The sequence below is a fragment of the Solihabitans fulvus genome (genome assembly GCF_008386585.1).
GTDB lineage: Bacteria > Actinomycetota > Actinomycetes > Mycobacteriales > Pseudonocardiaceae > Solihabitans > Solihabitans fulvus.
This window is the reverse complement of the sequence record NZ_VUOB01000058.1, coordinates 32,794-53,149: the sequence shown is the minus strand read 5'-3', so window position 1 is coordinate 53,149 and position 20,356 is coordinate 32,794. Positions and strand designations below refer to the sequence as shown.

Below are 20,356 nucleotides of genomic sequence, written 5' to 3'. Positions count from 1 at the left end.
AGATCTTCAGGACACTTCTAGGTCGGTAGGTTGGCAGCTCGGTAGGTCGGCAGCTCGGTAGGTTGGCGCGGTGACCACCGACGAGGAGCTGTCCGCGTCCTTCACCCGCGTTGTCTCGGCTGCCGGCGCGTTGTTCTTCGACGAGCACGGCAATGTGCTGCTGGTCGAGCCGACGTACAAGGACGGCTGGGAGATCCCCGGCGGCATGATCGAGGCCGGTGAGACTCCCTACGAGGCCTGCGTCAGGGAGGTCGAGGAGGAACTCGGCCTCGCCGGGGCGACATGGTGCTGTTCGTCTTCGACGGCGGCACGCTCAACCTGGCGCGGCAGCAGGAGATCGTGCTCGGCTCGGACGAGATCGCGTCGTACGAGTTCGTGGCTCCCGACGCGCTCGCCGACCGGCTCCCGCCGCGCCTGGCTCGCCGCGTCATCGGTGCGGTGGCCGCGCGGGAGGCGGGCCGCCTGCGCTACCTGGAGCACGGCGTGCCGCTCGGGTAGCGGGATCGGTCACGCGCGCAGCGCCTGGGCGAGGAGCGCGTAGGCGACGCCGAACGCGCCGGAGCCGAGCAGTCCGAGCGGCAGCGTGACCCGCAGGGAGCGCAGGTCCCGCACCAACACCGGTACGGCGGCGACAGCCAGTCCCAGCGTGGCCAACAGGTAGAAGGGCGCGGCATCCCCGCCGAGCAGTAGCGCGGTGGGAATGCCGCCGAGCGCCCCGCCCGCGACACCCGCCCACGTTCCGGCGTGACCGCCGTGCCGCGCCGCTCCCGCCACGATGGCGACCAGCACCGCTACCAGCGCCTGCGTGCCGAACCACGCGACGTACTCCGGGTCGACCGTGTGGCCGTGCGAGAGCACGACGAGGAGCACGCCGAGGACACCGAGCCCAAGGCCCACGCCGCCCGCCGCCGCGAGCGACACCGAGACGCTCACCCGCCCGTGCAGCAGCGCGACGGACAGGTGCAGCGCGCCGACCAGTGCGAGATCGGCGAACCCGTCGATGCCGGCCAGCAGGCGCAGTCCCACCAAGCCGACGGCGAGGATCGCCCCGCCGACGACCCACATGGCGAAGACGATCGCGATCGACGCGGCGCGCTGGTTCCGCGTCCACGCGTCGTAGGTCAGGGCACCGCTCGTGTCGATCACGGTCGGTAGGACGTGCCGACGAGTGGTTCGGTTGTGCCCTCATGCGATCCGCGTCGGTTGGCCGGTCGGCGCCTCGGTCGATTCGCGGTCAGGACGACGGAACTCGTTGCGGCCGTTGGCTCGCGCCGGGACGATGGTTCGCCATGAGCACTCCGTCTCCCGAGCAGGAAACCCCGGTGCGACTGACCACCCGGCAGTGGCAGGTCATCGACGCGGTCGTGGACAACGAGGTGAGCACCAGGGCCGAGGAGGGCGACGAGGAGTTCGTCGCGACTGGGCACCTTGTCCGGGAGGCCGGCTGGGACCAGGTGGCGCACTGGACTCCGGGCGTGGCGGGATCCGAGACCTGGCCGCCGGCCGATCAGGTCGTGACGATGACCCTGACGCGCGATCAGTGGGGGCTGGTCCTGTCGTCGCTCGACATCTGGGCCGACATCCACGTGCCGGCCGACGACCTCGACGGCTCGCTGACCCCGGGTGCGCTCAGCGCGTTGGTGTCGGCCCAGGTCGGCGGTCCGCTGCGCGAATGGCCGATGCCCCAGGAAGACTGAGCGCGTCAGCCGCAGATGGGGGCCAGCGAGGCGACGCGGGCGCCGGTCAGCTCGTCGACGCCGAGGTCGCCGACTTCCCAACCCGTGCCGGCGAGGTTCGGCTGGTCGTCGAGGCGCACGGTGCAGCCGAAACCATCGGGCAGCGGGTCGCGGACGGACCGAGGGAAGATCGGCGGCTCGATGTCCTCGGCGTCGGCCAGGGTGAACCAGTCCGAGGTCACGTGCGCGTCGGCGGCGTAGAGCACCCGGCCGGTGCCGTGCGGACCCGCAAAAAGGCAGAGGTAGCCCGGCTCGCAGGTGAGTTCGCGGGCCGCGTCGGCGTGGCCGGCGGCCGCGGTGAGGCCGACGGTCAGCAAGGGCAGGGCCAGGGCGGCTGCGGCCCTGCGCCGCGAGCGTGTCATGACCGCACACATAACCGCAGGTGGCGGACGGTTCGGGGAATGTCGCCCGGACGGTGGCGCGTCGCGGCGGCCGATGCTGCGCGAGGTGGGGCCGACCGGGGCCCGCGTCACCTGACCGGGTGTCTCTGGGCTCGGAATCCCCTCGGCTGGGCCACGATGTGACGCGTCCGGCTCCGTGGCGGTCGGGGGCGCGCCACGGGCCTGCTCGGTGCGCAGGAAGGATCGCGATATGGGTGTCGAGGACGTTGTCGAGGGTTCGGTAACCGCGGTCGAGGATGCTGTCGCCCTCGGCACACGCGACAAGGCCGAGAGCCCCGCCGCACAGGTCGCCGAGAACCGCATACCGGCGCCGGCCGACCGCACGCGGGCCACACGGGTGCACGCGTCGCCCGCCGACGTCGCGCGGGTGCTGCGGCAGCGGCGCGTCGAACACAGTTGAGCCGACGGCCGGCCACCTCACGCGTCGGGGTGGCCGGCCGCCGCCAGAATCACGTTTGCGGAGTTGGCTTCACGAACAGGTCAGCGCTGGAACCGCCACCAGTCAAGGCATTCGCCGACAACGGGGTTGGGCAGGACGCGACGGAGATAGACCTCGTCGAGCGGAGCGACGACCCGCCGCAGTTCGCGCGCGGCGCCGGGCGGGAGTGCCCGGAGCGCCAGTTCCAGCAGACTTCGGCTGTCCATGCAGTCGTGGCCGTAGCAGTCGCATTCTTCGCAACCGACGAAGGTGCCGTAGGAACGGGCGAGCGGGGGCGCGCCTGGCCGGTGGACCAACCACGACCAGCTCCGCACGGCGTTGGCAATGTCGCCCGGTGTGCGGCGTTGGCACTCGAACTCGAGGATCTGGCGTTGCGCCTGGATGGACAGGCCGGGCACGACCGCGGGATGCGCCGGTTCGTACGGGCGGAATGCGCGGGGCAGGTCGCGACGGACCCGCGTTGGCGGCCTACGCGCCATGGGCCTTTCGGAAGGACGTCATGATCGGATCATAGGCCCTGGCGGTCAGTTGTTGTGGCGGGCGGCCCTTTCCAGCGCGAGCAGCTCTGCGCGGATCACCGCGTCCATGGGCTGCGGTAGGCAGGTGGCCGTGTTGAGCAGGGTCACCACGCAGAGGTTGCCGATCCTGGCTCCCGCGTTCGGGCCAACGGGACGCACGCGCAGCTCGATCGTGAGCGCGTCCGGTCGGAGCTGCGACGCGCTGGCCGACGCGACGACCTTGGTCGGCCGGCCGAGCGGCGCGGGATCGAGCGGCGCGTCCAGGCGGAGGTTGAGCGCCAGCGACGGTTCCCGGTGCAGGGACTTGCAGCGGTCGAGGTAGGCGGCGGCGACCGTGGTGAACCAGCGTTCGACGGCGAGGAGGCTGACCGCGCCGTCGGCGGTCAGATCCTCGTCGACGACGGGGATTTCCTGGCGGATGAGCCACTTGGGCGCGGAAACCTGCACTGTGCTCCCGGGATCAGTTCATGTGGCGGGCGGCGTGTTCGAGGGCGATCAGCTCGTCGCGGACGGCGGTGCCCAGCTCGCGGGGCTCGCCGGTGGTGTCGTCAACGAGGGTCATCACGCAGGTGGTGTTGAGCGGGGTGTCGACGTCGCCGCCGAAGGGGCGCAGCCGGAGGGAGACGGTGAAGGAGGCGGGATGGACCTCGGAGGCACCGGCCGACACGTAGACGGTCGTCGGTCGGCCGAACGGGGCGAGGTCGGGAAGTGCGCGCGGGCGGGCGGTGAGGAGACCGGGTTGCTGTTGGAGGAGCGCGCAGTGGTCGAGGTAGGCCGCTCGGGTGGTGTCGAGCCAGCGTTCGACGGCGGCGAGGTCGAGGGTTCCGTCGGTGGTGAGGTCGTGCTCGGTGACGGGGAACTCCTGCGCGGTGACCCAGCGGGTCGCGATGCCGCTCACTGTGCTCCTTGGTGCTTGGTGGTGTTGAGGAAGGCGGTGAAGTTGGTGGCGGGGATGAGGAGGACGGGGCCGGCAGGGTTCTTGGAGTCACGGATGGCGGTGGTACGGCAGGAGAAGGCCACCTCGACGCAGCTGGAATCGGATCCGTTGCCGCCGCTTCGGCTGGACTTGCGCCATCGAGCACTACTTAAGTCCACAGTGGACATTGCCGCCGTCCTCCGCTCAAATCTCAGCGATCAGCCGCTCGATCCAGAGCACCGACTCTTCAGGGTTCAATGCTCGCACCGCCAGCCGCTTGAACAGCATCTTAGCCGCCTGAACGTCTTCTGGATCGTCCACGTACACCGACCTGAAGATGTTCTCCATGTGTATCTGGTCGCCCTCTTCCGGATCAGGAAAAGCGAACACGCGAAAGCTAGCGAGTCGGCCATGGTGAATCCCAGCGGTCCGCGGCATGACCTGCAAGGTAATGTTGGATGCGCTACTCACCGTTACGAGCTGACGCAACTGATCACGCATGTCCTGCCGACTCCCCCACACATTCGTCAGCACGCTCTCATCGATGATGCCGTGATAGCGCAGCGGATTCTCGCCGGTGAACCGCTCCCGCCGACGCAGCCTCAGCGCGACCAGCTTCTCGATCCGCCGACGCGAAAACTCGATGCCTCCGTTGGCGAAGACGGCATGCATGTACGGCACTGACTGAAACGGTCCGGGGATCAGTGCCATTTCAAGTTCACAGAGAAGTTCGGCCGCGTCTTCCATGCTGATCAAACCTTGCTTGATCGCTCCGTAGATTCGCCACCAACCCTTTTCTGCGGCCCGCTCCAGCGCCTTGATGTACGGAGGCCACTCGTCGGCCAGGATCCCGTACCTGTCCAGCAGGGCGAGAAGCTCGTGGTAGGTGGGAAGTTGCCCCAGTTCGATCCGACTCATCTTGGCGACCGAGAACTGGAGATCCCTACCGGCTTCCGCAAGGCCGAACCCCATCTCCTTGCGCAGCCTCCGCAGTTCCCGACCGAACTGCCGCTCCCGAAACGTGTGCTCAGTCATCCTCGGCATGGACGCCTCCCTGGTCGCAAAACCAATACACCGCGCGCCAGGTACCGCACAAACAGAAGGAATCACGCTCTACGCCTTGGATTCACCCGTTCGAATCTCGAACTACGCTCAGAACACCCCGAATCGGGCAATGGACCGATGCATAATCTGACCGTGAAGTTAGACCGACCGGAGGAGCGCAGCCACCGCCGCCGCCTGCGGCGAACCCAGGTCCTGGAGCAGGCTGCTCGCCGTCGCCAACTGCTGCCTGGCCCGGTCGAACTGCCCCAACGCCCGCAGTGCCCGCCCGGCCTCGGCGCTCGCCAGGCCGTTGAGGTGCGCGTCGCCGATCAGCTCGCTCACCTCGCGCGCCTGCTCGGCGCACTCCAGCGCGCGCTGCGCCTGCCCGCACGCGAGATAGGCCTTCGCCAGCTGCGCCAGGTTGTGGCCCTCGCCGAACTTCTGCCCGACTGCCCTACAGCACACCAGCGATTCCTCAAGGCACTCAACGGCCTCCTCGAACCGTTCGAACCTCAGGTGCACGCCGGCGAGCAGGTGCAGCGCCCTGGCCAGGCCGACATGATTACCCAGCCTGCGATAGATCCGCCTGCTTCGCTCGCTCGCCTCGACCGCGCCGTCGAAGTCGCCGCGTTCCGCCCTGGTGCGGCCGATCGTGCTGTGCACGTAGGCCTCCCCCAGTTCGTCGCCCAACTCCCGGTAGATCGTCACGGCCTGGGTGAGGTGGTCCAGCGACTCGTCGAGCCTGTTCTGCCGCCACGCCACCACACCGAGCAGGTCGAGCGTCCTGGCCACGGAGTGGGTGTCGCCGCACTCCCGGCCGGCCTGGAGCGACGCGCGCAGTTCGGCGCGCGCCTCGGGCAGCTCGAACCGCCGCAGGTACGCCTCGCCGACCTTGCGCCTGCCCCACGCCTCGCTGCGGCGGTCGCCTGCCTCGCCGGCGGCCTTGGCGACGAGACCGCCCAGCTCGCCGACCTGCTCGAAGTACGTTCCCCGCACGAGGAACGGGTCGAGCAGCGTGATCAGGTCGACCACCACGGCACTCGGCAGCAGGTTGTCGGTGGCGAACTGCCGCGCGGTGGCCATGAGCGTGGACATCTCGCCGTCCAGCCAGGCGACCGCGTCGTCCTGGTTCGCCGGTGCGGGCCCGGCTGCGCGGCTGGTGTCGTAGCTCGCGTCGACCTCGCCGCCCGGTTGCAGGAAGCGGAACGACTGGCCGACCGTCACCAGGTAGGAATCCGCGAACCGGCGGAGTGCCGCGACGCGGTGCTCCGCCGGGTCGTGCTGCTGGCTGCGCGCCCTGCCGAACAACCGCAGCAGGTCGTGCATCTGGAAGCGGTCGGGCACGGTGCAGGACAACAGGTTCAGGTCGATCAGCCGCTCGACCAGGTCCGAGGCCTCGCCGACGGAGAGGTCGAGCACGGCGGCCGCGGCGGTCAGCGGCATGGACGGGCCCTCGGGCAGCGCGAGCAGCCGGAACGCCCGTGCGGTCACCGGGTCCAGTTGCCGATAGCCGAGATGAAAGCAGGCCTCGACGGCCAGGCTGCCGACGCGTAACTCGTCGAGCCTGCTCTGTTCGTCGCGCAACTTGTCGGCCAGCGTCTGCACAGTCCACTGTGGACGGGCGACCAACCGGGCGGCCGCGATCCGCAGTGCCAGCGGCAGACCGCCGCACGCGGCCACGATGTCCTTGACCGGCCCGGGTTCCGCCGCCGTCCGCTCGGGGCCGACGGTGCGGTGGAACAGGGTCTGCGCCTCCTCGACCGACAGCTTCGGCAGGTCGAACTGTTCCACGCCGGGCAGGTCGATCAGCTGCGTCCGGCTGGTGATGATCAGCCCGCAGGTCGCCGAACCGGGCAGCAGCGGGCGGATCTGCTCGGTGCTGCTCGCCGAGTCGAACACCAGCAGCACCTGCCGGTCGGCCAACACCGAGCGGAACAGGGCGGCGCGCTCGGCCAGGTCGGCTGGCACCGCGCCGGGCGGCACACCGAGGCCGCGCAGCATCGTCGCCAGCACGGCGAGCGGGTCGGCGCCGTGCTCGCCGGTGCCGTGCAGGTCGACGTAGAGCTGTCCGTCGGGGTAGTGCTCGCGCACGAGGTGGGCGACGTGCACGGCGAGGCTGCTCTTGCCGACGCCGCCGATGCCGGAGATCGCCGCGACCGGCGGGGCGCTGCGGTGCGCCCTCGGCTCGAACGTCCTGGTGAGCCGGCGAACCAGCGCGGTCCGACCGGTGAAGTCGGGCAGGTCGGCCGGCAGCTGCGCCGGCACGGTCGCCGGGGCGTGGCCCGCGGTGTCGCCGACGGCGGCGCGCCCGACCCGCGCGGGACGCGCCGGCCGCGGCTCCTCGTCCTCCTCGGCGCTGAGCAGCCTTCGGTGCAGTTCGCGCAGCTCCTGGCCGGGTTCGATGCCGATCTGGTCGATCAGCACGCGGCGGGTGTCCGCGTACACGGCCAGCGCCTCGGCGCGACGCCCGCAGCGGTGCAGCGCCCGCATGTGCAGGACCCTGAGCCGCTCGCGCATCGGGTGCGCCTCGGCGAGGGCGGCCAGCTCGCTGACCACCACGGTGTGCCGGCCGCACTGGAGGTCGGCGTCGAACCGCTCCTCGGTGACGCACAGCCGCTGCTCGGCGAGCCGAGTCCGCTCGGCCTCGGCCAGCGGACCGGGGAGGTCGGCGAGCGCGTCGCCGCTCCACAGGTCGAGCGCGGCGCGGTAGAGGTCCGCCGAGGCGGCGACCTCGGCGGCCTCGAACGTCCTGCGGGCCTGCGCGACCAGCCGGTCGAAGGCCGCGAGGTCGGACTGCGGGCCCGGCGCGGGGATCGAGTATCCGTTGCCGATGGAGCGCAGCACGGGCGGCGGGGCGTCGTCCGACCGCCTGGCCGGATCGAGCACCCGCCGCAGCATACTGACGTGGGTGTGCACGGATCCGAGCGCGGTCAGCGGCGGATCCTCGCCCCACACCGCCTCGATGATCTCGTCAGCGCTGACCACCCGTCCGACGCGCAGCAGCAACACGGCAAGGACCGCCCTGCGCTGGGGAGGCCCCAGCGCAACGAGATCCTCCCCCCGCCAGGCACGCAACGGACCTAGGAGGGAGAACCGGAGTTCCCCACTACTGGCCCCCAGACTCGACACGGAGTGTATTCAAGCCTCTCCGCGCTTGATCTTGGTAAAAAACCACACTGGTGGCCTAGTGGGCGAGGCGTTCGCCACAATCGCGTTATGCCTATCGGACCAATTTTCCGACGGTCGGGTGAGTCCGGACCCCGACCGACGCTTGGTCAGATGAGCCCTTCGCGCAGTGCGTAGGCGACGGCGTGCGGACGGTTGCGTAGCTTCATTCGGGTCATCAGGCCGTGCAACACGTTCTTCACCGTGCGCTCGGAGTACACGAGCTGCTGGGCGATCTGCGCGGTGTCCATGCCGTCGGCCATCAGCCGCAGCACCTCCACCTCGCGGGAGGCGAGCCCGACCGAGGTGAGGCCGCGCGGGCCGAGCACCTCGCGCTGGAGCCGGCTGACGCCGCGCAGCAGCAGCCCGAGCAGGTCCGGCGGCAGCTGGCCGTGGCCGCGCGCGGCGGCGAGCACGGCCGTCACCAGGCGCTCGGCGCTCGCCTCCGAACGCGGGATGACGCAGGTCAGGCCGTATTCGACGGTGGCCATCAGGTCCGCCTGGCGCAGCTGGGTGGTGACCAGCACGAGCCGGCTCCTGTTGCGGGACAGGACTTCTCGCAGGCGGCGAACCACCTCGGCGGTCACCACGTCGACGATCACCAGGAGGACATCGGCCTCCGACGCGCGTTGCTCCGGCACTACTTCGATCTCGGGCCTGCTCTGTAGGTGGCTGACCACCCCGGCCCTTGTGATCGAGTCTCCTGCCTCAACCGCCACCAGCACGTGATCCACGGTCTTGTCCTTCCCAGCGCTGCCAACCAGGGAACGTCAGTGTGGGAAGGCATTCTTCACGATCGCTTCTCGTCCGCTTGTCGTTCGCCGAGCGAACAACAAGCGGACAGCCCCCGACTCCGCCTTGCCGCCCCCAGTCAGGCGGTGAACTGCGGCAATGCTCTTTGTACTGTGCTGAATGCACCGACACTGTTGCGTTTGGCTGACATGGTGCCACGAATGGCCCATCCGGTCACTGGGCTCGCTCCAACGGAGTGCGACGCTGCTCGACCGCCGCGGTGGTCGTCGGGGGCACCAGGAAGCGGACGTCGGCGAACACGCCGGGCAGATTCGTCGCGACGGTCGGGTCCTTGCGGACGGCGAGCACGCCGGCCGTCCACGGGTCCCGACCCTTCGGGCCCGCGATGCCGAGCAGCGCGGCGGCCTGGCCGGTGGCGGCCCGCAGGATCGCGTCGCGCGGGATGCCGGCCCGGTCCCACAGGCCGAGTTCCTCGTGCAGCGCGTACCCCGGGACCAGGGAGATGCCGACGGCGTCGCTGCCGGGCAGCAGCACCACGCCGGCCTCGTACGCGTCGCGCAGGGCGGCCAGCAGCGTGGTCCAGCCCTGCTCGACGGTGCTGCGCGCCTTGCCCCGCAGGTGTTCGTAGCCGAGGTAGTTGCGGGCGAAGCGGCGGCCGAGGTTGAGGCCGGCGCCGCGCATGTCGATCAGGTGCCGGTGGATGGGCGCGATGTTCAGCAGGCGCTCCAGCCTCGGCTCGCCGACCGCGTCGTCCAGCACCGCGGCGCGCCGGGTCGCCAGGACGAGCGGCACCAGGCGGACGCGGCGTTCGGCCAGTTCGGCCAGGGTGCCGGCGAGGTTCTCCAGCACGCCGGGCTCGGCCCAGTCGCGCAGCACCTCGGCCGCGGGGCGGTGCGCGGGTGACTGCCGATTCCTCGGCGGCGCGCACAGCGCGAGGTGCTCGACGGTGTCGACGCCGAGCCGCGCGGCGGTCAGCGCGTCCGTGCGGCCGGGCCGGTGCGCGACGCGCAGGCCGAACCGATCGGCGGCCTGCACGGCGGCGGCGACCAGTTCGGGACGCAGGTTCGCGAACGTCTTCACCCAGCTGGCGCCCTCCTCGGCGGCGACCCGCACCGCCTGGCGCACCTGCTCGGCGTCGGTGACCAGCCGGCAGTGCGCGACCTGCGCTGGCGGCTCGTCCAGCACCGCGCCCGCCGACCTGATCAGCACGGGTGCCGTGTCGGGCAGCCTGGTCAGGTTGGTGATCATCTCCGGGTGGTTGCCGAGGTCCCTGATCGCGCCGACACCGGCCTCGTGCAGCAGCGCGAGGCAGCCGCGCTGCGGCTCGTAGGGGTCGGCGATCTGCACCGGTGTCACGGGTTCCGCGCTGCCGGCCACGTGGCAGTGCGCGTCGATGAGGGCCGGCATCACGCAGACGTGCTCGCCGACGATCTCGCCGTCCGGCGGCACCCCGTTGCCCCAGTCGGCGACCCGGTCACCGGCCAGTTCCAGCCAGGCGTCCGCGTACCAGTGCCGCCCGTCGAACAGGCGCTGCGCGGTGTGCAACAGCACCGGAGCCACCCCCCTTCCGACACCCGCCGGGCCGGACTCGCCGCACCCCGCGAGCGGCGACCTCCTGGCGTTGCCGGCAGCGTCGGCCACGCGCCGGGCGCGCGAGTGGCGCGCCCACCACCTGTTCGCGGAAACGGGCTGTTCACAGGAACGGGTGGCCGTGGCCCGGACGCGATCCCGAGCACGCAGGACAGTCCGGCAGCCGCACCACCCGCTCCGTCGTGACCTCCAAGCGTGCCATATCAAGTCGAATGGCTTTGCCGGCTAGGAAGCTGCTCCCGTCCACGAGATAGGGCAGCGCGGCAGCAACGGCCCAGGAAGCGGCAAGCCCGGCGTGCGAGGGGAGCAGCCTGACGGTCTCGTCGACGGCGATGCGGTCATGGGCCTCCTTGCCGAGCAGGTAGTCGCCGCGCAGGGCGCGCGACACCTCGTGTTGGATCTCGTATTCGTTGTAGCAGGGCGAGACTCCCGGCCACACGAACGGCCCGACGACCATCTCCAGGTCGTCGCTGTCGTCCAGGTAGACCGGCAGCCACGGCTTGCCCGCCGCGATGGCGGCGCCGTTGACCAGGTGCAGCAACGTCGGCGAGTGGGTCTCCACGGCGGCGACGATGAGGTCGACCGAGTCGACCAGCTCGGCGATCCCCGGCTCGTCGAACCCTCCATTGTGGACGGTCACGCGGTCGTCATGCTCGAACCGGTCGGCGAAGGCAGCGCCGATGGTCGGGCCGAGCCTGCCCGCGATCGTCCTCGGGTCCTGGCCGCTGATCCGCGCCACGCCGTAGCGGAGCAACTGGGTGGTGACCTCGGCGCCGATCGCGCCGAGACCGAGCACGCCGACGGTGCGGTCGAGCTGGGCGTCCTGGTGGATGTCGGCCTGCATCCGCAGGCAGGCGGCGGGCATCGTCGAGCAATCCGAGATGATCGGATCGTCGGCGACGAGTCGACGAGCGTCGTCGCTCATTTCTCCACCTCCCTGTCGACGCGGCGGCACAATCGCCCCAACCGGCAGGTCACCAGAGTTACACCAGAGAACAACAACAATTCAGCCGTCGGCGTAGAGGTGTGCCCCCTTCGCCACCGCTTGCTGCCCAAAGATGACCGGCCGCTGAGCAGCAACGATGCGGTTGCCTGTCAACCCGAAAAAGCCGAACGGTCGTCAGGGCCCGGCGGGCGGGCGGCGATGCCGCGAACGGCTCGCGCACCGTCAACGTCGCGAACACGCCAGACCTCGCCCCGCCGCGCCTGGTGCAGTGGACGCATTCCCCCGCAGCGTCCCAGCACACAGGACCGGAGCCATGTCCACAGCAACAGCGCCAACCGACTCCCGAACCACGCCGACAAACTGGTTCGCCGTCATTTTCGTAATGGCCGGGATCTTCTCGATCGTCACCACCGAGATACTCCCGATCGGCCTGCTGACGCCGATCGGGACCAGTTTTCGGATCTCGGACGGCACCGCCGGGCTGATGATGACCATCCCCGGCCTCCTCGCGGCGGTGGCCGCCCCGCTGGTCACCGTCGCGACCGCGCGGCTGGACCGGCGGCTGATGCTGTGCGCGCTGACGCTCCTGCTCGCGCTGGCCGACTTCCTCGCCGCCGCCGCGCCCGCCTACTGGGTGATGCTGGTGTCGCGGGTGTTGGTCGGCCTGGTCATCGGCGCGTTCTGGTCGATCGGCGCCGGGCTCGCCGCGCGACTGGTGCCGCCAGCCAAGGTCGGCACGGCCACCTCGGTGATCTTCGCCTCGGTTCCGCTCGGTTCGGTGCTCGGCGTGCCGGCCGGCACCCTGATCGGAACCCTCGCCGGGTGGCGGGTGGCGTTCGTCGTGTTCGGGGTCCTCACGGTCGGCGTGTTCGTGGCGCTGGTCGCGGTGCTGCCGCCGCTGCCGGCCGAACGGGTCACCAGCCTGGCCGTGTTGCGCGGACTGTTGCGCGGCACCGGTATTCGCGCCGGCCTTGCCGTGACAATCCTCGTCGTCGCCGCGCATTTCGGCACTTACACCTATGTGACGCCGTTTCTGCGCGAGGTCACGCACGCGGACCCCGGCACGATCACCGCGTTTCTGCTCGCCTACGGCGGCGCTGGCATTGTCGGCAATTTCGTCGCCGGCGCGACCGTGACGCGCGGACTGCGCCGCACCTTCGCGGTGAGCGCCGGCCTGCTGGCCGCCGCGACCCTGCTGCTGCCCGTTGTCGGCGGGGGCGAGGTCGGCGCGCTGGGGCTGCTGATCATGTGGGGGCTCGCCTACGGCGCGGTGCCGGTGTGCTCGCAGACCTGGTTCGCGCACGCGGCTCCCGGCGCGACCGAGGCGGCCTCGGTGCTGTTCACCTCGTCGTTCCAGGCGACCCTGTCCGTCGGCGCGCTGCTCGGGGGCGTGGTCGTCGACGCCACCTCGCCGTCGACCGTGCTGACGCTCGGCGGTTCGGTCGCGGTGCTCGCCGTGCTGACGATGTGCCTTTTCGGCCCGGCTCCGGGCACCGCGCGGCGATCATTCGGCCGATAGAGTGACGGACTGCTGAGGGACGGCGGCAACCGAGGGGCGCGGTGGAGTTTCGGATCTTGGGACCGGTCGAGGCGCGCGGGTCGGTCGGCCCGGTCTGGCTGCCCGGCACGAGGCAACCCGCGCTGCTGGCCGCGTTGCTGCTCGACGCCAACCGCGTCGTGCCGGTCGAGCGACTGGCCGAGGCGCTGTGGGATGACGATCCGCCGGTCAACGCCGCCTCCGCCATGCAGACCTACGTGTTCCGGGTCCGGCAGGCGCTGGCCGCCGCGGAACCCGACGGCGACCAGCGCCTCACCTTCGCCGCCGGCTACCGGCTGCGGGTCGAGCCCGGCGAACTAGACCTCGACGCGTTCCGGGAGCTGGCGCGGCGCGGGCGCGCCTGCGCCGAGACGGCAGCGGCCGATTTCGGCGCGGCGCTCGGGTTGTGGCGGGGCGTCGCGCTGCTCGGCGTGCCAGGCAGGAACCTCGCGGCGCACGCGGCCCGCCTCGCCGAGGAACGCCTTGCGGTGCTTGAGGAACGGATCGCCGCCGACCTCGCCGAGGGCCGGCACACCGAGCTGGTCGCGGAGCTGCGGGACCTGGTCGCCGAGCACCCGCTGCGGGAACGCCTGCACGGCCACCTGATGCTCGCGCTGTGCCGGGCGGGCCGGCCGGCCGAGGCGTCGCGGGTGTTCCAGGCGGTGCGCGCGGCGCTCGCCGACGAGCTGGGCATCGACCCCGGCGCGGAGATCGTCGAGCTGCACCAACGGATCCTGCGCGGTGACGTCGGCGCTGCCGCCGCCGAGGGCCGACCGGCCCCCGTCCGCGCCGGCCCGCGCAACGACCTGCCCGGCGACATCCTCGACTTCACCGGCCGCGACGCCGAACTGGCCAGGCTCCTCGCGGCGCTGCCCGACCGGGACGACCCGGCCGGCACGGTGGTCATCGAGGCCATCGACGGAATGGCGGGCGTCGGCAAGACCACCCTGGCCGTGCACGCGGCACACCGGCTGGTCGACCGGTTTCCCGACGCGCAGCTGTTCATCGACCTGCACGGCCACACCACCGAGCGGGAGGCCACCGATCCCGCCGCCGCGCTGGACATCCTGTTGCGCGCCATCGGTGTGTCCGGCGAGCAGGTGCCGCAGGAACTGGACCAGCGGGCCGCGCTGTGGCGGGCCGAACTCGCCGACCGACGCGCCCTGGTGGTGCTGGACAACGCGGCCAGCGCCGCCCAGGTACGTCCGCTGCTGCCCGGCGCGGCCGGCTGTCTCGCGCTGATCACCAGCAGGCGGCGGCTCGCCGACCTCGACGCCGCGCGGACCCTGTCGCTCGACGTGCTGCCGCCGGAGCAGGCGATCGCGCTGTTCGACCGCGTCGCCGGGCCCGACGACGGCACCGGACCTGGCGGCGACACCGGGCCCGACGACCGCACCGGGCCTAGCGGGGACGCCGACGCGGCGGCCGTCGCCGAGGTCGTCGAGCTGTGCGGGTACCTGCCGCTGGCCATCCGGATCGCCGCCGCCCGGCTGCGCACCCGGCCGGCGTGGACGGCCGCGCACCTGGCCGGCCGGCTCCGCGAGGGACGGCGCAGGCTGCGCGAACTCGCCACCGGGGACCGCAGCGTGGCCGCCGCGTTCGCCCTGTCCTACGAACACCTCGACGCGGCTCAGCAACGGATGTTCCAGCTGCTCGGCCTGCATCCCGGCCTCGACTTCGACGCCGCCGCGGCGGCGTCGCTGGCCGCCGTCGACCAGCGGGACGCCGAACTCCTGTTGGAGGGTCTGGTGGACGTCCACCTGCTCGCGGAGCCGGCGCCAGGGCGCTACCGGTTCCACGACCTGCTGCGGCAGCACGCCAACGCGACCGCGCTCGCCGAGGAGCCCGAGGCCGAGCGGCGGCAGGCCCTGCGCCGATTGACCGACTTCTACGTGCACACCGCGCAGATCGGCGACCACACGCTCGAACCGCACCGGCCCCAGCTCCAGCTCGATGAGCCCGCACCCGGCTGCCGCCCGCGCCCCATGACGGACCAGGCCGAGGCGATGGCGTGGTTCGACGCCGAACACGCCTGCCTGCTCGCCGTCCAGCAGGCGGCCCTGGCTCGCGGGGCGCACCCGCCGGTGTGGCAGTTGGCCTGGACGCTGGGCACCTACCACCACCGGCGCGGCCACGCCCACGACCAGCTCGCCACCTGGCAGGCCGGGTTGGCGGCGGCCACCGAGGAGCGCGACCAGGCCGCGCAGCTCCGCGCCCACCGCATGCTCGGCTGGACCCTCTCCCGCAGCGGCCAGCACGCCGAGGCCACGGACCAGCTCCAGCGGGCCCTCGCCCTGGCCGAGGACACCGGGGACCGGCCGGGCCAGGCGCACACGCACGGCGCGCTCGCGGCGTCCTGGGACCAGCGGGAGGGCTACGAACCGGCGCTCAGGCACTCCGCCGCCGCCCTCGACCTGTACCTGGCGCTCGGCGATCCGACCGGCCAGGTGCGGGCGCAGGCGGCGGTCGGCTGGTACCTGACCAAGCTCGGCAACTACGACCGGGCGCAGGCCGCGCTGGACGAGGCGCTGGCCCTGTGCCGCCAACTGGGCATCCAGGACACCGAGGCGAACATCCTGGACAGCCTCGGCCATCTCGCCCACCACACCGGCGAGCACGCGCGGGCTCTTGACCACTACGGGCGGGCCCGCACGCTGCGCCACGACCTCGGCAACACCTACCACGAGGCCAACACCGTGGACCGGCTCGCCGAGACGCGGCTCGCCCTCGGCCGGCCCGACGAGGCCCGCGACGCGTGGCGGCAGGCCCTCGCCCTGTACGAGGCGCAGCGGCGCACGAAGGACGTCGAGCGCGTCCGGTCGAAGCTAGCCGACCTGGACTAGACGCCGACCTGGGCCGGGACACGGCCTAACCCCCGGGGTGTGCGCGCGGGGCCCATCAGGCACGATCAGACCATCATGACGCTCACCGATCGCCTGCCGGCCACCCCCGAGCCCGACACCCTCTTCGACGCCTTCGCGGAGTGGGCGCAGGAGCGTGGGCTCACGCTCTACCCCGCCCAGCAGGACGCGCTGATCGAGATCGTCTCGGGGTCCAACGTCATCCTGAGCACGCCGACCGGCTCCGGCAAGAGCCTCGTGGCCACCGGCGCGCACTTCACCGCGCTGGCGCAGGGCAGGCGCAGCTTCTACACCGCGCCGATCAAGGCGCTGGTCTCGGAGAAGTTCTTCGCGCTGATCGACATCTTCGGCGCGGCCAACGTCGGCATGATGACCGGCGACTCCAGCGTCAACGGGTCCGCGCCGATCATCTGCTGCACGGCCGAGATCCTGGCCAACATCGCGCTGCGCGACGGCGCGGACGCCGACGTCGGCCAGGTCGTCATGGACGAGTTCCACTTCTACGCCGAGCCCGACCGGGGCTGGGCCTGGCAGGTGCCGATCCTCGAACTGCCAGGGGCGCAGTTCGTGCTCATGTCGGCGACGCTCGGCGACGTCAGCTTCTTCGAGAAGGACCTGACCCGCCGCACCGGCCGCACCACCGCCGTCGTGCGCTCGGCGGACCGCCCGGTGCCGCTGCACTACGAGTACGTGACCACGCCGCTGCACGAGACGATCGAGGAGCTGCTGAGCACCAACCAGGCCCCGGTCTACGTCGTGCACTTCACCCAGGCCTCGGCCCTGGAACGCGCGCAGTCGCTGATGAGCATCAACGTGGCCACCCGCGCCGAGAAGGACGCGATCGCCGAGCTGATCGGCAACTTCCGGTTCACCGCTGGCTTCGGCAAGACGCTGTCCCGGCTGGTGCGGCACGGCATCGGCGTGCACCACGCCGGCATGCTGCCCAAGTACCGCAGGCTCGTGGAACTCCTCGCACAGGCCGGCCTGCTGAAGGTCATCTGCGGCACCGACACCCTCGGCGTCGGCATCAACGTGCCGATCCGCACGGTGCTGTTCACGGCCCTGTCCAAGTACGACGGCGTGCGCACCAGGCACCTCAAGGCGCGGGAGTTCCACCAGATCGCGGGCCGCGCTGGCCGCGCGGGCTACGACACCGTCGGCACCGTCATCGTGCAGGCGCCCGACCACGACGTGGAGAACGCGCGGGCGCTGGCCAAGGCGGGCGACGACCCGAAGAAGCGCCGCAAGGTGGTGCGGAAGAAGGCGCCGGAGGGCTTCGTGTCCTGGGGCGAGCCGACCTTCCAGCGGCTGGTCGCCGCCGAGCCGGAGCCGCTGACGTCCAGCTTCCAGGTCAGCCACTCGATGCTGCTCAACGTCATCAACCGGCCGGGCGACGCGTTCGCCGGCATGCGGCACCTGCTGGAGGACAACCACGAGGACCGGCCAGCGCAGCGCAAGCTGATCCGCAGGGCCATCGCGATCTACCGGGGGCTGCTGGCCGCCGGCGTGGTGGAGCGGCTCGACGAGTTGGACGAGCAGAGGCGGCGGGTGCGCGTCACCGTCGACCTCCAGTTCGACTTCGCGCTCAACCAGCCGCTGTCGCCGTTCGCGTTGGCCGCGCTTGACCTGTTGGACCGCGAGTCGCCGAGCTACGCGCTGGACGCGCTGTCGGTCATCGAGTCCACTTTGGACAATCCGCGTCAGGTGCTGTCCGCGCAGCAGTTCAAGGCGCGCGGCGAGGCCGTCAACCAGATGAAGGCCGACGGCATCGAGTACGACCAGCGGCTGGAGCTGCTGGAGTCGGTCACCTACCCCAAGCCGCTCGCCGAGCTGCTCGGCGCCGCGTTCGAGATGTACCGGTCCGGCCACCCCTGGGTCGCCGACCACCAGCTCGAACCGAAGTCCGTCGCCCGCGACATGTACGAGCGCGCCATGACCTTCGTGGAGTACGTCGGCTTCTACAGCCTGACCCGCTCCGAGGGCCTGGTGCTGCGCTACCTCGCCGACGCCTACAAGGCGCTGCGGCAGACCGTGCCGGACGAGGCGAAGACCGAGGAGCTCAACGACCTGGTCGAGTGGCTCGGCGAACTGGTGCGGCAGGTGGACTCCAGCCTGGTGGACGAGTGGGAGAAGCTGCGCAATCCCGATGAGGACACCGCCGACACCGCCGGCGTCGTGGACGAGCGGCCGCCTGCGGTCACCAGGAACGTGCGGGCCTTCCGGGTGCTGGTGCGCAACCAGCTGTTCCGCCGCGTCGAGCTGGCCGCGCTGCGCCGCTACGACGAACTCGGCGAACTCGACGCCGAGGCCGGCTGGGACGCCGACCGGTGGGAGGACGCGCTGGAGCCCTACTACGACTCCTACGACTCGATCGGCACCGGCCCCAACGCGCGCGGCCCCGCGCTGCTGCTCATCGACCAGCAGCCCGACCGGTGGACCGTCCGGCAGATCTTCGACGACCCGGCGGGCGACCACGACTGGGGCATCAGCGCCGAGGTCGACCTGGCCGCCTCCGACGAGGTCGGCAGCGCGGTCGTGCACGTGACCGAGGTGAACCAGCTCGGGACGTGACGAGGTGATTCCTGGTCAGCGCGGTGTGTCCTAAGGTGCGATATTCACCGCTACTGCTTGGTAGACCGCTGCATCAGAGAGGCCGCCGCGATGCTCAGCACGATGCAGGACCAACCGTTGACCATCACCCAGATCCTGCGCCACGGCAGCACCGTGCACGGCGAAGCGCAGGTGGCGACCTGGACCGGCACCGAGGCGCGGCGGCGCAGCTACGCCGAGGTCGGCCGCAGGGCCGCGCGGCTGGCCTGGGCGCTGCGGGGCCTCGGCGTCACCGGTGACGAGCGGGTCGGCACGCTGATGTGGAACAACGCCGAGCACCTCGAGGCGTACCTCGCGGTGCCGTCGATGGGCGCGGTCCTGCACACGCTGAACCTGCGGCTCGCGCCCAACCAGCTCGCCTACGTGATCAACCACGCCGAGGACCAGGTCATCCTGGTCGACGGCAGCGTGCTGCCGCTGCTCACCGCGATCGAGCCGCTGCTGACCACCGTGCGGCACATCGTGGTGGTCGGCACCGGCGACGCGTCCGCGCTGGCCGGATCGGGCCGGACCGTGCACGACTACGAGGAGCTGCTGGCGGCGCAGCCGGACGAGTTCGACTGGCCCGAGCTGGACGAGCGGTCCGCCGCCGCGATGTGTTACACCAGCGGCACCACCGGCGATCCCAAGGGCGTCGCCTACAGCCACCGCTCGACGTACCTGCACTCGATGCAGATCAACACCGCTGAGTCGTTCGGCTTGAGCTGGAGCGACATCGTGCTGCCGGTCGTGCCGATGTTCCACGCCAACGCCTGGGGCCTGGCCTACGCGGCGTTCATGTGCGGGGCGTCGATGCTGATGCCGGACCGCTACCTCCAGCCGGCGCCGCTCGCCGCGATGATCGCCGCCGAGCAGCCGACCGTGGCCGGCGCGGTGCCGACCATCTGGTCCGGCCTGCTCGACGAGCTCGACGCGCGCCCCGTCGACGTGTCCAGCCTGGACCGGGTGGTGGTCGGCGGCTCGGCGTGCCCGCCCGCGTTGATGCGAGCGTTCCAGGAGCGGCACCAGGTGACGATCCTGCACGCCTGGGGCATGACCGAGACGTCCCCGCTCGGCGCGGTGGCGCACCCGCCGGCACGCGTGTCGGAGGAGGACGCCTGGGCGTACCGGTACACGCAGGGGCGGTTCCCCTGTGGCGTGCGGGCCAGGCTGATCGGCCCGGACGGGTCGGTGATGCCGCACGACGGCGACAGCGTCGGCGAACTCGAGGTGCGCGGGCCGTGGGTCGCGGCGGCCTACTACCTCGACCAGGACGCGGAGAAGTTCGACGATGGCTGGCTGCGCACCGGCGACGTCGCCACGATCAGCGCCGACGGCTACCTGACGCTGACCGACCGCGCCAAGGACGTGATCAAGTCCGGCGGCGAGTGGATCTCGTCGGTGGACCTGGAGAACAACCTCATGGCGCATCCCTCGGTCGCCGAGGCCGCCGTCATCGCCGTGCCCGACCCGCAGTGGAGCGAACGCCCGCTGGCCACGGTCGTGCTGCGCGAGGGCGCGACCGCGGGTGTCGAGGAGCTGCGCGACTTCCTCGCCGAGCGGGTGCCGCGCTGGCAGGTGCCCGAGCGCTGGGCGATCATCGCCGAGGTGCCCAAGACGAGCGTCGGCAAGTTCGACAAGAAGCGGCTGCGCGCCAGGTACGCCGACGGCGAGCTGGACGTGCTCACCATCGGGCGCGGCTGAACCGGTAGCGGTCGTTCCTGCTCGATCTCGCCGGTGTCGAACGCGACGCGTATCCGTTGTGAGGCACCAAACCGCAGAACTCGTGCACACCATGGCCCGCCGGACATTTCCGGCGGGCCTTTGTGTTAACACGTCAAGGAGACCCTTCGCGCGGTGG

Annotated in this window: 18 protein-coding genes and 1 pseudogene; 8 read left to right on the top strand and 11 right to left on the bottom strand. The window is 71.2% G+C overall.

The features are described 5' to 3' along the window. Positions 1 to 70: 70 nt before the first annotated feature. Together F0L68_RS44935 and F0L68_RS43755 are read left to right on the top strand one after the other, a co-directional pair. Positions 71 to 265 (top strand): annotated as a pseudogene (locus F0L68_RS44935) (NUDIX domain-containing protein); the annotation flags it as partial. 17 nt (positions 266 to 282) lie between these two features. Next, complete coding sequence (locus F0L68_RS43755) at positions 283 to 498, top strand: NUDIX hydrolase (protein WP_223199227.1); 216 nt, start codon at positions 283 to 285, stop codon at positions 496 to 498. Between the two features lie 9 nt (positions 499 to 507). Here F0L68_RS43755 and F0L68_RS28940 read toward each other — a convergent pair whose 3' ends face one another. Next, the gene (locus F0L68_RS28940) at positions 508 to 1,146 is read right to left on the bottom strand and encodes a hypothetical protein (RefSeq protein ID WP_149853002.1); all 639 of its coding nucleotides are present in this window, start codon (positions 1,144 to 1,146) and stop codon (positions 508 to 510) included. Positions 1,147 to 1,289: 143 nt separating this feature from the next. Here F0L68_RS28940 and F0L68_RS28935 point away from each other — a divergent pair, with 143 nt between their 5' ends. After that, the gene (locus F0L68_RS28935) at positions 1,290 to 1,697 is read left to right on the top strand and encodes a hypothetical protein (RefSeq protein ID WP_149853001.1); all 408 of its coding nucleotides are present in this window, start codon (positions 1,290 to 1,292) and stop codon (positions 1,695 to 1,697) included. A 5-nt stretch (positions 1,698 to 1,702) separates the two neighbouring features. Here F0L68_RS28935 and F0L68_RS28930 read toward each other — a convergent pair whose 3' ends face one another. Next, positions 1,703 to 2,098 carry a hypothetical protein gene (locus tag F0L68_RS28930; protein ID WP_149853000.1) on the bottom strand — a complete coding sequence of 132 codons (396 nt, stop codon included), beginning with the start codon at positions 2,096 to 2,098 and terminating at the stop codon, positions 1,703 to 1,705. A gap of 229 nt (positions 2,099 to 2,327) precedes the next feature. Between F0L68_RS28930 and F0L68_RS28925 the strand changes: the two genes are divergently transcribed. Then, positions 2,328 to 2,537 carry a hypothetical protein gene (locus F0L68_RS28925; protein WP_149852999.1) on the top strand — a complete coding sequence of 70 codons (210 nt, stop codon included), beginning with the start codon at positions 2,328 to 2,330 and terminating at the stop codon, positions 2,535 to 2,537. An 80-nt stretch (positions 2,538 to 2,617) separates the two neighbouring features. Here the strand turns inward: F0L68_RS28925 and F0L68_RS28920 are convergent, their stop codons facing one another. The 9 genes from F0L68_RS28920 to F0L68_RS28880 form a co-directional block, all read right to left on the bottom strand. Then, positions 2,618 to 2,974 carry a hypothetical protein gene (locus F0L68_RS28920; RefSeq protein WP_149852998.1) on the bottom strand — a complete coding sequence of 119 codons (357 nt, stop codon included), beginning with the start codon at positions 2,972 to 2,974 and terminating at the stop codon, positions 2,618 to 2,620. A 126-nt stretch (positions 2,975 to 3,100) separates the two neighbouring features. Continuing rightward, complete coding sequence (locus F0L68_RS28915; protein WP_149852997.1) at positions 3,101 to 3,541, bottom strand: hypothetical protein; 441 nt, start codon at positions 3,539 to 3,541, stop codon at positions 3,101 to 3,103. Positions 3,542 to 3,554: 13 nt separating this feature from the next. Continuing rightward, positions 3,555 to 3,992: a hypothetical protein gene (locus tag F0L68_RS28910; protein ID WP_149852996.1), complete on the bottom strand. Its 438-nt coding sequence runs from the start codon at positions 3,990 to 3,992 to the stop codon at positions 3,555 to 3,557. After that, entirely contained in the window at positions 3,989 to 4,198 is a 210-nt protein-coding gene (locus F0L68_RS28905) for a DUF397 domain-containing protein (protein WP_149852995.1), read from the bottom strand. The genes F0L68_RS28910 and F0L68_RS28905 overlap by 4 nt, the downstream gene beginning before the upstream one ends. Positions 4,199 to 4,214: 16 nt before the next feature. After that, positions 4,215 to 5,054 (bottom strand): helix-turn-helix domain-containing protein, encoded by an 840-nt coding sequence (locus F0L68_RS28900; RefSeq protein WP_149852994.1) that lies wholly within the window; start codon positions 5,052 to 5,054, stop codon positions 4,215 to 4,217. Positions 5,055 to 5,213: 159 nt separating this feature from the next. After that, positions 5,214 to 8,129 (bottom strand): AfsR/SARP family transcriptional regulator, encoded by a 2,916-nt coding sequence (locus F0L68_RS28895; RefSeq protein ID WP_223199226.1) that lies wholly within the window; start codon positions 8,127 to 8,129, stop codon positions 5,214 to 5,216. 200 nt (positions 8,130 to 8,329) lie between these two features. Beyond that, complete coding sequence (locus F0L68_RS28890; protein WP_149852992.1) at positions 8,330 to 8,953, bottom strand: helix-turn-helix transcriptional regulator; 624 nt, start codon at positions 8,951 to 8,953, stop codon at positions 8,330 to 8,332. 232 nt (positions 8,954 to 9,185) lie between these two features. Next, positions 9,186 to 10,523 (bottom strand): amidohydrolase family protein, encoded by a 1,338-nt coding sequence (locus F0L68_RS28885; protein WP_149852991.1) that lies wholly within the window; start codon positions 10,521 to 10,523, stop codon positions 9,186 to 9,188. 142 nt (positions 10,524 to 10,665) lie between these two features. Then, the gene (locus F0L68_RS28880; protein ID WP_149852990.1) at positions 10,666 to 11,487 is read right to left on the bottom strand and encodes a TOMM precursor leader peptide-binding protein; all 822 of its coding nucleotides are present in this window, start codon (positions 11,485 to 11,487) and stop codon (positions 10,666 to 10,668) included. Between the two features lie 403 nt (positions 11,488 to 11,890). Between F0L68_RS28880 and F0L68_RS28875 the strand changes: the two genes are divergently transcribed. The 4 genes from F0L68_RS28875 (at position 11,891) to F0L68_RS28860 (ending at position 20,199) form a co-directional block, all read left to right on the top strand. Beyond that, positions 11,891 to 13,027: an MFS transporter gene (locus tag F0L68_RS28875; RefSeq protein ID WP_223199225.1), complete on the top strand. Its 1,137-nt coding sequence runs from the start codon at positions 11,891 to 11,893 to the stop codon at positions 13,025 to 13,027. A 41-nt stretch (positions 13,028 to 13,068) separates the two neighbouring features. Further along, complete coding sequence (locus F0L68_RS28870) at positions 13,069 to 15,888, top strand: AfsR/SARP family transcriptional regulator (RefSeq protein ID WP_149852988.1); 2,820 nt, start codon at positions 13,069 to 13,071, stop codon at positions 15,886 to 15,888. Positions 15,889 to 15,963: 75 nt separating this feature from the next. Further along, positions 15,964 to 18,477 (top strand): DEAD/DEAH box helicase, encoded by a 2,514-nt coding sequence (locus F0L68_RS28865; protein WP_149852987.1) that lies wholly within the window; start codon positions 15,964 to 15,966, stop codon positions 18,475 to 18,477. A 90-nt stretch (positions 18,478 to 18,567) separates the two neighbouring features. Continuing rightward, the gene (locus F0L68_RS28860; protein ID WP_149852986.1) at positions 18,568 to 20,199 is read left to right on the top strand and encodes a long-chain fatty acid--CoA ligase; all 1,632 of its coding nucleotides are present in this window, start codon (positions 18,568 to 18,570) and stop codon (positions 20,197 to 20,199) included. The last annotated feature ends 157 nt before the right edge of the window (positions 20,200 to 20,356 follow it).

Excerpts from the sequence above, each read along its gene's own strand:
- F0L68_RS28860 (WP_149852986.1), top strand. The coding sequence starts at position 18,568 with ATGCTCAGCACGATGCAGGACCAACCGTTGACCATCACCCAGATCCTG.
- F0L68_RS28865 (WP_149852987.1), top strand. The coding sequence starts at position 15,964 with ATGACGCTCACCGATCGCCTGCCGGCCACCCCCGAGCCCGACACCCTC.
- F0L68_RS28905 (WP_149852995.1), bottom strand. The coding sequence starts at position 4,198 with ATGTCCACTGTGGACTTAAGTAGTGCTCGATGGCGCAAGTCCAGCCGA.
- F0L68_RS28930 (WP_149853000.1), bottom strand. The coding sequence starts at position 2,098 with ATGACACGCTCGCGGCGCAGGGCCGCAGCCGCCCTGGCCCTGCCCTTG.
- F0L68_RS28880 (WP_149852990.1), bottom strand. The coding sequence starts at position 11,487 with ATGAGCGACGACGCTCGTCGACTCGTCGCCGACGATCCGATCATCTCG.
- F0L68_RS28935 (WP_149853001.1), top strand. The coding sequence starts at position 1,290 with ATGAGCACTCCGTCTCCCGAGCAGGAAACCCCGGTGCGACTGACCACC.
- F0L68_RS28925 (WP_149852999.1), top strand. The coding sequence starts at position 2,328 with ATGGGTGTCGAGGACGTTGTCGAGGGTTCGGTAACCGCGGTCGAGGAT.
- F0L68_RS28875 (WP_223199225.1), top strand. The coding sequence starts at position 11,891 with ATGGCCGGGATCTTCTCGATCGTCACCACCGAGATACTCCCGATCGGC.
- F0L68_RS28900 (WP_149852994.1), bottom strand. The coding sequence starts at position 5,054 with ATGCCGAGGATGACTGAGCACACGTTTCGGGAGCGGCAGTTCGGTCGG.
- F0L68_RS43755 (WP_223199227.1), top strand. The coding sequence starts at position 283 with ATGGTGCTGTTCGTCTTCGACGGCGGCACGCTCAACCTGGCGCGGCAG.